A 10,077-nucleotide genomic window follows, 5' to 3' on the forward strand; every position below is an offset into this window, starting at 1 on the left:
AGCCTATCCGGTGGTCGCTGTGAGGGCTGATGCGGCGAAATCCCGCATCGCGGGCGCCTTGGAGATCGCCGTGGCGGCTTGCCGGAGCGGGTTGAGGAGTACCTCACCGCTGCCGGCAGAGGACTGGAACGCCACGGACAGCGCCGCGACGGCACGGTCGCCGACCAGCACGGGCACCGCCACGCACGCCAGTCCGGGAGCGGTCTCTTCGCGGTCGGTCGCATGTCCGGCCGCTTTGACGGAGGCCAGCTGGCGGCGTATCTCGTCGGGCGTGGTCAGGGAATGGGCCGTCCTGCGCCGGAGCGGCCCGTCGAGTGCGTAGGCCGTGCTCTTCTCGTCGGAGAAGGCCAGCAGCGCCTTGCCCACCGCAGTGCAGTTCGCGGGCAGCCGGTCGCCGACCGTGGCGGGCGTGGAGACGGAACGCCGGCTGGGCAGCTTCTCCAGGTACACGACATCGGCATCGCGCAAGATCGCGAAATGCAGGGTCTGGCCGGTGAACCGGTGCAACTCCTCCAGATGCACCAACGCGGCCTCGCGCAACGCCGCCTCGGGTGGCAGCGCGCCAAGGGAGAACATCCGAAGGCCGATGCGGTATCCCTCGCGGGTCTGCTCGACCGCACCGAGGTCGACGAGCATCGACAACACCCGGTGCGCGGTCGACTTCGACAGGCCGCTGATGCGGACGACCTGGGCGAGGGTCAGAACTCTGTGCCTGTGGCTGAACGCGTTCAGAACATCGAAGGCCTTCCACAGCACGGACGGTGCGGCTGCGCCGGAGGGCGTCGTGACGCCGGATGCTGACTCATCGATCACAGCGGCTCCCTGCCATCGCTTAGAGCAAGCGCTCTAGAGTGAACGTTCTAGAGCGATTGCTCGGATGTTACGTCCGCATGAACCGCCGCGCAATGTGCCCGCTGAAGATTGTTTTGCGCGGATCAAGCGCCTCGGGTCACGGCCGTCTGATCAAGGCGCAGGGAATTGGCGTTCCGGCCGCCGGGACGGTTCTGCAACAGGGCTTCCGGCCCGGACCTATCGTCCGGGCACAACCCGCCCCCCTACTCACGGAGCAACCATGGCCCGAGTCGGACACCATGTGATCGTCGGTGGCAGCGCGGCCGGGGTCGCGGCCGCCCTGGCTCTGCGGCGCACCGGTTTCGACGGCGCGGTGACGATCGTCGACGCGAGCCCGAGGCTGCCCTACGAGCGCCCCGTCCTGTCGAAAGGCCTCAGCGGCGACGAGGAGGCGATGTTCCGCCCGATCGTCCCCGCCAAGGACTACCGGGCCGCCGAGATCGAACTTCGTCTCGGCTGCGAAGTGGACACGCTCGATCCGGAAGCCGGCCTGGTCAGGCTTTCGGACGGTGAGGCGATGAACGCCGACCGGGTCCTGCTGACGACCGGGGTGTCGGCCCGGCGCCTGTCCGTCCCGGGCAGCGGTCTGCGCAACGTGCTGACCCTGCGGGACTTCGACGACGCCCGCAAGCTCGCCGCCGTGATCGCTTCGGGCGGTCCGCTGGTGATCGTGGGCGGCGGTTTCATCGGGATGGAGGTCGCCGCGGCAGCGCGGACCGCCGGCTGCGCCGTGACCGTCGTGGAGGCGGCGCCGATGCCGCTGCTCCCGCTTGGGCGTCCCCTGGCCCGGTTGGTCACCGAACTGCACCGCCAAGAAGGGGTGCGGGTCCTGACCGGAGCGAAGATCGAGGCGTTCCTCGGCACCGAAGAGGTGCAGGAAGTACTGCTGTCCGATGGAGAGCGGCTGCCCGCGGCCGCCGTGGTCGTCGGTGTCGGGGTCGTTCCCAACGACGAGTTGGCGGCGGCCGCCGGCGCCGAGGTCCGGAACGGGCAGGGGATCGTCGTCGACGCCTGCGGCCGGAGCACACATCCCTGGATTCTGGCGGCGGGCGATGTGACCGTGCAGTCGCACCCCCGTCTGGCCGAGCCCGGCCGCATCGAGCACTGGGACAACGCCCAGCAGCAGGGGGCCGCCGTCGGCGCCACCATGGCGGGCGACCCCCGGGTCCACGACGCCGTTCCCTACTTCTGGTCGGAGCAGTACGGCCTCACCCTGCAGATGGTCGGCCGCCCCTGGGCGGATGACCGGCTCGTCGTGCGCCCTGGCGCCGACCCCCGACACTTCACCGCCTTCTGGCTCAGGGACGGCTTGGTCGTCGCCGCCGCCGGCCTGGACGCCGTTCGCGACCTCGCCATGGCCAAGAAGCTGGTCGAACGCACGGCACCGGTGTCGGCAGAGGTCCTCGCCGACGCTTCTGTCGGACTCCGCGCCCTGGTCAAGGAGACGGCACGCCGCTGAGGGCCGAGGCCGTTCCGGCCGCCGGAACGAATCGCCGTCCAGGGCACGGACCTGGCCGACACTCCACACACCATTCCACCGAAAGGAGGCGCTGTGAGCGTCTCGATCACGACCTCGGACGTCAAGGCCGGCGAATACAGCGTGCGACTCAACCGCGCGGGCGAGGGGAATCGCGAAGCCATCCTCTTCCTGCACGGATCAGGCCCCGGCGCGACCGGCCTGTCCAACTTCGGCGGCACCATCGAGGCCTTCGCCGAGGACTACGACTGTCTGGTGATCGACCAGGTCGGCTGGGGCGACTCCAGCCACCCGGAGGACACCCCGCCCGGCGCCAGGCTGCGGCAGAACGCCGAGACCTGCCTGGCCCTGATCGACGAACTCGGCCTCGACAAGGTCCACCTGGTGGGCAACTCGATGGGTGGTTCGCTCGCGCTGAACCTGCTGACCCGCGCCCCTGAGCGCTTCGGCAAGGCCATCACCATGGGGACGGCGGGCGCCGGGAACATGGGGGCTCCCAGCCCGGCGATGTGGCGCCTGATCACCTTCTACGACGACCCCACCCCTCGGGCCATGGCCGAGCTGATCTCCTACATGCTGTACGACCCGACCCTGTTCGGGGACCGGCTCGCCGCCATCGCGGAGGAGCGGGTCGCCATGGCGACACGGCCCGAGGTGCGGCGTTCCCACCTGCAGACCTTCGCCCCGAGGCCCGCCAACCCCCTCGTCCTCCCGGAGGTCGCGCTCAAGCGCATCCCGAACGAGGTCCTGTTCGTCCACGGCAGGGAGGACGTCATCGTCCCGCCCGAGGGCAGTGAGTGGTTCGCCCGGCGCGTCCCGAACTCGCGGCTCCATCTGATGCCGCACTGCGGTCACTGGGCGCAGATCGAGCAGGCGGACAGGTTCAACAACGTCACCCGCGCCTTCCTCGCGGGTCAGATCTGAAGTGGAGTCATGCACATGAGCTTCGTCAGCGCTCTGGGCTACATCGTCTTCCGCGGTCCGCTCGAGGCCTGGAGGACGTTCGGAACCGACGTGCTGGGCCTCCAGCTCGCGGCTTCGGACGACCCTGACACCTTGCTGTTCAAGAATGACGAGAGGGCATGGCGTATCGCCGTGGAGGCCGGGGAACCGGCCGGCCCGAAATCGGTGGTCGCGCTCGGTATGGAGGTCAGGTCCCCCAGGGATCTGGAGGTCCTGGCCGGGAATCTGCGTTCGCTCGGCGTCGACTTCCGGGAGGACGAGAAGCTCGCCGCCCGCCGCGGCGTCCGGAGGCTGATCAGCTTCGCCGACGTCGCCGGGAACACGGTCGAGGCCTATTACGGCGCGACGCAGGCCAAGGAGCGATTCGTCTCTCCGCGCGGCCTCACCTTCGTCGCCGGCGACATGGGCCAGGGCGACTTCGGCGTCGGTCATGCCTTCATGTTCGTCCCCGACCCGGCGAAGACCGCGAAGTTCTACCAGGACGCTCTCGGGTTCCGGCTCAGCGACACGATCGACCTCGGGCCTCAGGCGGCCCAGTTCCTGCACTGCAATCCCCGGCACCACTCGATGGCGTTCGGTGCCATCCCCGGAGTCCCGCCCGGCATCGGTCACCTGATGCTGGAGGTGACGAGCCTGGAGGACGTCGGACGGGCCATGGACCTCGTGCAGAAGCAGGGCATCCCGATGCGGATGTCGATCGGCGAGCACACCAACGACCGGATGACCTCCTTCTATGTCGTGACGCCCTCCGGTTTCGACATCGAGTACGGCTTCAACGGCCGCGTCATCGACGACGACGCGTGGACGGTCGGCCACTACGACGCCGTGAGCATCTGGGGCCATCACTTCCTGGCGGCCTCTTCGGCTCCCGGCGCCTGAGAACGAAAGGAGCGGGACATGTTCGACATCGCCGACCTGGTCCAGCCCGACAAGGGGCTCATCGACCCAAGCATCTACACCGATCCCGAGATCTACCAGGCCGAGCTGGCGAACGTCTTCGCCCGGAGCTGGCTCTTCCTGGCCCACGACAGCCAGTTGCCCAAGAAGGGCAGCTTCCTGCAGACCTACATGGCCGAGGACCCGGTCCTGGTGGTCCGTCAGCGGGACGGCTCGGTCAAGGCGTTCCTCAACCAGTGCCGGCATCGGGGCATGCGCATCTGCCGTGCCGACGAGGGTGTGGCCAAGGCATTCACCTGCAGCTATCACGGCTGGGCGTACAACATCGCCGGTGAGCTGGTCAGCGTGCCGATGGAGGACCGCGCTTACCACAACGAGATCGACAAGTCCCAGTGGGGACCGCGGCAGGTGCCGCGCATCCACAACTACAAGGGCTTCTACTTCGGCACCTGGGATGACGAAGCCCCCTCCTTCGAGGAGTACCTGGGCGACATGGCGTGGTACTTCGACGCCATGGCCGACCGCTACGACGACGGTCTCGAACTCGTCCCGGGCGCGACCAAGTGGGTCATCGACGCCAACTGGAAGTTCGCCGCCGAGCAGTTCGCCAGCGACATGTACCACGTTCCGATCTCCCATTCCTCGGGGTTCGTCGCGCTGTTCGAGGACCCCGAGATCCGGGCGCTGGCGGCGGGGGCCCTGGCAGCCCCGGGCCGTCAGTTCAGCGGGAACGGCCACGGTTCGGGGTCCGGTCTCCGGCCCGACCTCGTGCCCGACCCGGCCGGCCCGGCCTTCGACGCCTTTCTCATCGAGCGCCGGGAGGAGATCTACCGCCGCCTCGGCGAGCAGCGCGCCCTGGCGGTGTACGGGCACAACACCGTGTTCCCCAACTTCTCCTGGCTGGCGACCAACAACACGATGCGGGTGTGGCACCCGCGCGGACCGGGCCGTATCGAGGTGTGGTCCTGGGCCTACCTGCCCAAGAACGCTCCCGAAGAGGCCAAGCGGGCGTCACGCCTCAACACCGTCCGCACCTTTTCGCCGGCCGGAGTGTTCGAGACCGACGACGGCGAGAACTGGACCGAGGTCCAGCAGGTCCTGCGCGGCCACATCGCGCGGCAGACCACCTTCAACGCGCAGATGGGACTCGGTCACGAGCAGCGCGACCTGGACGGCATGCCAGGCCGGACGGCCGGTGACATGTTCACCGAGATGGCCGGCCGCGGCATGTACCAGCGCTGGGCCGACCTGATGTCCGGCCTGTCCTGGCAGGAGATCGCCGAACTGGACAAGCGGCGGCGTGAGCAGGAGGAGGCGAAGCAGTCATGACGACGGAGACAATCCGCGTCCCCGCGCTCGTCGGCGTGGAGACCCAGCACCGGATCGAACAGTTCCTCTACGCCGAGGCCGCCCTCCTGGACGACCACCGGTTCACCGAGTGGCTGGAGTTGTTCACCGACGACGTCCACTACTGGTTGCCGACCCGCGTGACGCGCACCGTCCGTGAACGTGACATCGAGATCGCCGGGCCCGACGGCGCGGCGTTCTTCGACGACGACAAGGCGTTCCTCGCGGGCCGGGTACGCCGTCTCACCTCCGGCCAGGCCTGGTCGGAGGAGCCGCCGTCGCGGACCCGGCGGCTGCTGACCAACGTCCGTGTGACGGAACTGGACTCCGGCGAGTTCGAGGTGCGGGTCAACTTCCATGTGCTGCGCAGCCGCCTGGAACTCCACCAGGACAGCTTCTCCGGCGAGCGCACCGACCTCCTGCGTCCGGCCGACACCTCAGCGGGATTCCAGATCGCCCGCCGCAAGATCGTCCTGGACACCACGACCCTGCCCGCCCCGAGCATCAGCGTCTTCCTATGAGTACCTCCTGGATCCGCGCCTGCGGCATCGACGACATCGACGACGGAGAAGCCTTCCGCCTGGACACCGTGCCCCCGGTCTCTGTGTTCCGTTCCGGGGACGAGTTCTTCTGCCTCGACGACACCTGCACCCACGAGGACTACTCGCTGGCCGACTCCTGGGTCGAGGACTGCACCGTGGAGTGCCCCCTCCACCAGGCCAAGTTCTGTCTGCGCACCGGCGCCGTCCTGGCACAGCCGGCGACCCGGCCGCTGGTCACCCACGAGATCAAGGTCGAAGGCACCGACATCTACGTCCGTATCGATCGCGAGCGCGCAGAGCACAGGGAAGAAGAGCACAGGGAAGGAGCGCACCATGGGGCGGCTTGACGGCACGTCCGCGGTGGTCACCGGTGGTGCCTCCGGGCTCGGCCGCGCGATCGTCGAGCGCTTCGTGGCGGAGGGGGCGCGGGTCGTCGTCCTCGACCGCTCGAAGGTGCGGCTGGAGGAGCTCTCCGAAGAGCTCGGCGACGCGGTACGCACCATCGCCGGTGACGTGCGGTCGTTCGAGGACAACAGCCGAGCCTGCACTGTCGCCGAACGCGAGTTCGGCGGACTGGACGCCTTCATCGGCAACGCGGGCATCTGGGACTTCGGCAGGTCTCTGATCGACACCCCCGCCCACGTCCTTGCCGACGCCTTCGACGAACTGTTCGCCGTCAACGTCAAGGGCTACCTGCTCGGTGCCAAGGCGGCGGCCGAGCCGTTGCGGAAGACGAACGGAACGCTCATCCTGACCCTCTCCAACGCGGCGTTCTTCCCGGCCGGCGGCGGGCCGCTCTACACGGCCAGCAAGCACGCCGCTCTCGGACTGGTCCGCCAGCTCGCCTACGAGCTGGCCCCGGAGGTCCGTGTCAACGCCGTCGCCCCCGGCGGGCTGGCCACCGATCTGCGAGGGCCCGGAGCTCTGGGGCTGGCCGACACGTCGATCACGGAGGAACTCCCCATCGACACCATCCTCCGCGAGCACTCGGCCCTGCGCACCGCGCCGGAACCCGCCGACTGCACCGGCCCGTACGTGCTGCTGGCCTCCAAGGAGGCCCGGACGTTCACCGGCACGGTGATCGACATCAGCACCTTCGGCACCCCGCCCCGCCGACAGTAGGCGTTCACCTTGCCCGCCCGGGCCGCCCGGGCGGGCTCCGTATGCCCTTGGCCGGGCCGTCCTCCGGGAACACAGTTGACCAGTACTTCCTCCCAACAGGCGGCGGACTCGACCGTCGACCAGCGCTCCTCCCGCCTGATCCTTGCCGCTCTCGCGGTGGCGGGGTCACTGGTGGCCGTCCACCAGACGACCGTGACCCCGCTGCTGCCCGACCTCGCCCGCCACTTCGACACCTCGTTGACGGCCGTCTCCTGGGTCTTCACCGCGCCGCTCCTGACCGGAGCGGTCGCCACCCCACTGCTGTCGCGTCTGGGCGACATGTACGGGAAGAGACCCTTGATCCAGCTGACTCTCAGTCTGCTCCTGACGGGCTCGGTCGTGTGCGCGTTCGCCCCCTCACTGGGCGTCCTCATCGCCGGACGGGCGCTCCAAGGCGTCAGCGTGGCGCTGTTCCCGCTGGCCATCGGCCTGATCCGGGAGGTGCTGCCACCCGACCGTGTCATGAACGGCATCGGTGCCGTCAGCGCCACCATGGGAGTCGGCGGCACCCTGGGAATGATCATCACAGGACTGGTCACCGCGGTGACGGACGGTTTCCGCCCCGTGTTCTGGGTGGCGATCATCCTCAGCGTGACCGCCCTGACGCTCATCGCCCGATGGGTGCCGTCCGGCGGCGCCCGGCATGGCGGCAAGCCGGACTATCCGGGTGCCGCCCTCCTCGCCCTGACCCTGGTCTGCCTGCTCCTGGCCATCAGCAAGGGCAACACCTGGGGATGGACATCCGGCCGGGTACTCACCCTGTTCGGCGCCGCTGTCCTCCTGGGCGGAGCGTGGACGCTGACCGAACTGAGAGTCACCCAGCCGCTGGTGAAACTGTCCCTGCTCGTCGGTCACCGCTCCCTGTCAGCCAACACTCTGTCGCTTCTGCTGGGCTTCTCGATGTACGCCTCCTTCACCTTGGTCGCGAACCTGGTGCAGACGCCTCGAAGCGCCGGATACGGCCTGGGAGGCTCCATCCTGGATGTCGGCCTGTACTCGCTGCCGATGATGGTGACGACGCTGTCGGCCGCGGGCCTGGCGAGTCGTCTCGCACGCCGGATCGGCCAGGCGTTCACCATCGCCGTGGGCGCGGTGATCTCCGGATGTTCTTTCCTCTGGCTCGCGCTGTCGAACACCCATGGCTACGACTTCCTCGGGCAGGGGGCCCTCCAGGGGCTCGGTCTCGGGATCTCCCAAGCGGCCCTCGGTGTCCTGGCCGTCGAGCATGTTCCCCTGGCCCAGAGCGGAATCGCCAGCGGGATCAACTCCCTGGTGCGCACGGCGGGAGGAGCGATCTCCGGCGCGGCGGTCGGGGCTGTTCTGGGTGGAAGCGCGGCGACTCTGCACGACTATGTTCTGTGCTTCTTCTTCATCGCAGGCACTTCCTGGCTCGCGGGCCTGATCGCCGTGGCCCACAGGTTCGCCTACAACGGCGACCCGGCAAGGCCACTGCCGTCAGCCCGCACGCCGTAAGGCCCTGGACGGCGTCGCCATCCGGCGCCTTGAGGGGGCCGGCTTCGCGCAACGCGTTCCGCACGACGGCTCGGCGGTGAAGGTGCAGCACCCCGCGGGGTGCGCGACCGTGTCGCTCAGCACCCGCCGCACCTCCGTGGAGCGGGCCGCGAGGCCACCGTCGCGACGCGCGTACTGGCCAGCGGAACACCCGCTAGGACGGAAGGCGGTTCAGGGGCGAACGTGCTCTTGTGCTTGCTGCTCTCGCCATTGCTGGACCGCCGAGGGGATGGTCCAAGTGGCTCCGCCCACGAGGTCCGCACCTGGATCGCCGCCTGTGCCCCCGCGGCCGCGACGTCCGGACCGTACGAGATGACCTCCCGTTTCCACGAGGCGATCCCCGCGCGGATCGCCGGATGGCGACAACTACCGCGAAAGGACTGTGAAACCGGCATGGCAGTGGACTCGAAAGTGATCGCGCAGGCCGCCGCGCGACTGACCGGCGCCATGGAACGAGGCCGCGCTGTCGCCCCGGTCCGCGACCTGCTCGGCGCCCAGGACATCGGTGCCGCCTACGCGGTACAGCAGGAACTGACCCGGCGCAGGCTGCGCCGCGGAGCCGTGGTGGCCGGCCGGAAGATCGGCCTGACCTCGCCCGCCGTGCAACGCCAACTGGGCGTCGACCAACCGGACTTCGGTGTCCTGTTCGCCGACATGGACGTCTCGGCCGAGCCGGAGGTGCCCTCCGCGCGGCTGCTGCAGGCCAAGGCGGAGGCGGAGATCGCCTTCGTCCTCGGGGAGGACCTGGCCGACGGCGACCTGGACCCGGCACAGGTGCGGGCCGCGGTCGACCACGCCGTCGCCGCGCTGGAGATCGTCGACAGCCGTATCGCCGACTGGGACATCACCCTCGCCGACACGGTCGCCGACAACGCCTCAAGCGGCCTGTACGTCCTCGCCGAACGCCGGCTCACGCTCGACGAGTTCGAGCCGCGGGAGACCACCATGCGGATGTACGCCGACGACGTCCTCGTCTCCGAGGGCTCGGGCGCCGCCTGCCTGGGCGACCCGCTCAACGCCCTGGCCTGGCTGGCCCGCACCGCGCGGGAGTTCGGCGAGCCGCTGCGCGCCGGGCAGGTCGTCCTCTCCGGCGCTCTGGGCCCGATGGTCCCGGCGCCTCCTGGCACTCGCATCCGGGCCGAGATCAGCTCGCTCGGCGAGGTCACCGCCGCATTCTCCGAGAAGAGGGACGCATGACACCCCGTAAGACCAAGGTCGCCATCATCGGCTCGGGCAACATAGGCAGCGACCTGATGATCAAGATCCTGCGCCTGTCGGACACGCTGGAGGTCGCCGCCATGGTCGGTATCGACCCGGCCTCCGACG

At 69.1% G+C, this 10,077-nt stretch carries 10 protein-coding genes and 1 pseudogene; 10 read left to right on the forward strand and 1 reads right to left on the reverse strand.

The window, feature by feature from the left end:
- Positions 1–3: 3 nt before the first annotated feature.
- On the reverse strand, positions 4–813 hold the full coding sequence (locus ABZT17_RS14240) for an IclR family transcriptional regulator (RefSeq protein WP_356348052.1): 810 nt from the start codon (positions 811–813) through the stop codon (positions 4–6).
- Between the two features lie 259 nt (positions 814–1,072).
- Between ABZT17_RS14240 and ABZT17_RS14245 the strand changes: the two genes are divergently transcribed.
- From ABZT17_RS14245 to ABZT17_RS14290, 10 genes and pseudogenes are all read left to right on the forward strand, one after another.
- Entirely contained in the window at positions 1,073–2,311 is a 1,239-nt protein-coding gene (locus ABZT17_RS14245) for an FAD-dependent oxidoreductase (protein ID WP_356348055.1), read from the forward strand.
- 93 nt (positions 2,312–2,404) lie between these two features.
- Complete coding sequence (locus ABZT17_RS14250; protein WP_356348057.1) at positions 2,405–3,253, forward strand: alpha/beta hydrolase; 849 nt, start codon at positions 2,405–2,407, stop codon at positions 3,251–3,253.
- Between the two features lie 15 nt (positions 3,254–3,268).
- Positions 3,269–4,171 (forward strand): VOC family protein, encoded by a 903-nt coding sequence (locus ABZT17_RS14255; protein ID WP_356348060.1) that lies wholly within the window; start codon positions 3,269–3,271, stop codon positions 4,169–4,171.
- Between the two features lie 18 nt (positions 4,172–4,189).
- Positions 4,190–5,518: an aromatic ring-hydroxylating dioxygenase subunit alpha gene (locus ABZT17_RS14260; RefSeq protein WP_356348062.1), complete on the forward strand. Its 1,329-nt coding sequence runs from the start codon at positions 4,190–4,192 to the stop codon at positions 5,516–5,518.
- Positions 5,515–6,057 carry an aromatic-ring-hydroxylating dioxygenase subunit beta gene (locus ABZT17_RS14265; RefSeq protein WP_356348065.1) on the forward strand — a complete coding sequence of 181 codons (543 nt, stop codon included), beginning with the start codon at positions 5,515–5,517 and terminating at the stop codon, positions 6,055–6,057. The genes ABZT17_RS14260 and ABZT17_RS14265 overlap by 4 nt, the downstream gene beginning before the upstream one ends.
- Positions 6,054–6,425: a bifunctional 3-phenylpropionate/cinnamic acid dioxygenase ferredoxin subunit gene (locus tag ABZT17_RS14270; RefSeq protein WP_356348068.1), complete on the forward strand. Its 372-nt coding sequence runs from the start codon at positions 6,054–6,056 to the stop codon at positions 6,423–6,425. Before ABZT17_RS14265 ends, ABZT17_RS14270 begins: the two co-directional genes overlap by 4 nt.
- A complete protein-coding gene (hcaB, locus tag ABZT17_RS14275; protein ID WP_356348070.1) occupies positions 6,412–7,200 on the forward strand; it encodes a 3-(cis-5,6-dihydroxycyclohexa-1,3-dien-1-yl)propanoate dehydrogenase in 789 nt (262 codons plus the stop codon). Before ABZT17_RS14270 ends, hcaB begins: the two co-directional genes overlap by 14 nt.
- Positions 7,201–7,275: 75 nt before the next feature.
- The gene (locus ABZT17_RS14280; protein WP_356348073.1) at positions 7,276–8,712 is read left to right on the forward strand and encodes an MFS transporter; all 1,437 of its coding nucleotides are present in this window, start codon (positions 7,276–7,278) and stop codon (positions 8,710–8,712) included.
- Between the two features lie 432 nt (positions 8,713–9,144).
- The gene (locus tag ABZT17_RS14285) at positions 9,145–9,948 is read left to right on the forward strand and encodes a fumarylacetoacetate hydrolase family protein (protein ID WP_356348075.1); all 804 of its coding nucleotides are present in this window, start codon (positions 9,145–9,147) and stop codon (positions 9,946–9,948) included.
- Positions 9,945–10,077, forward strand: a pseudogene (locus ABZT17_RS14290) (acetaldehyde dehydrogenase); the annotation flags it as partial. The gene ABZT17_RS14285 and the pseudogene ABZT17_RS14290, both read left to right, overlap by 4 nt.

Origin of the sequence: Streptomyces sp. NPDC005648, from assembly GCF_040605395.1 — a bacterium.
GTDB lineage: Bacteria > Actinomycetota > Actinomycetes > Streptomycetales > Streptomycetaceae > Streptomyces.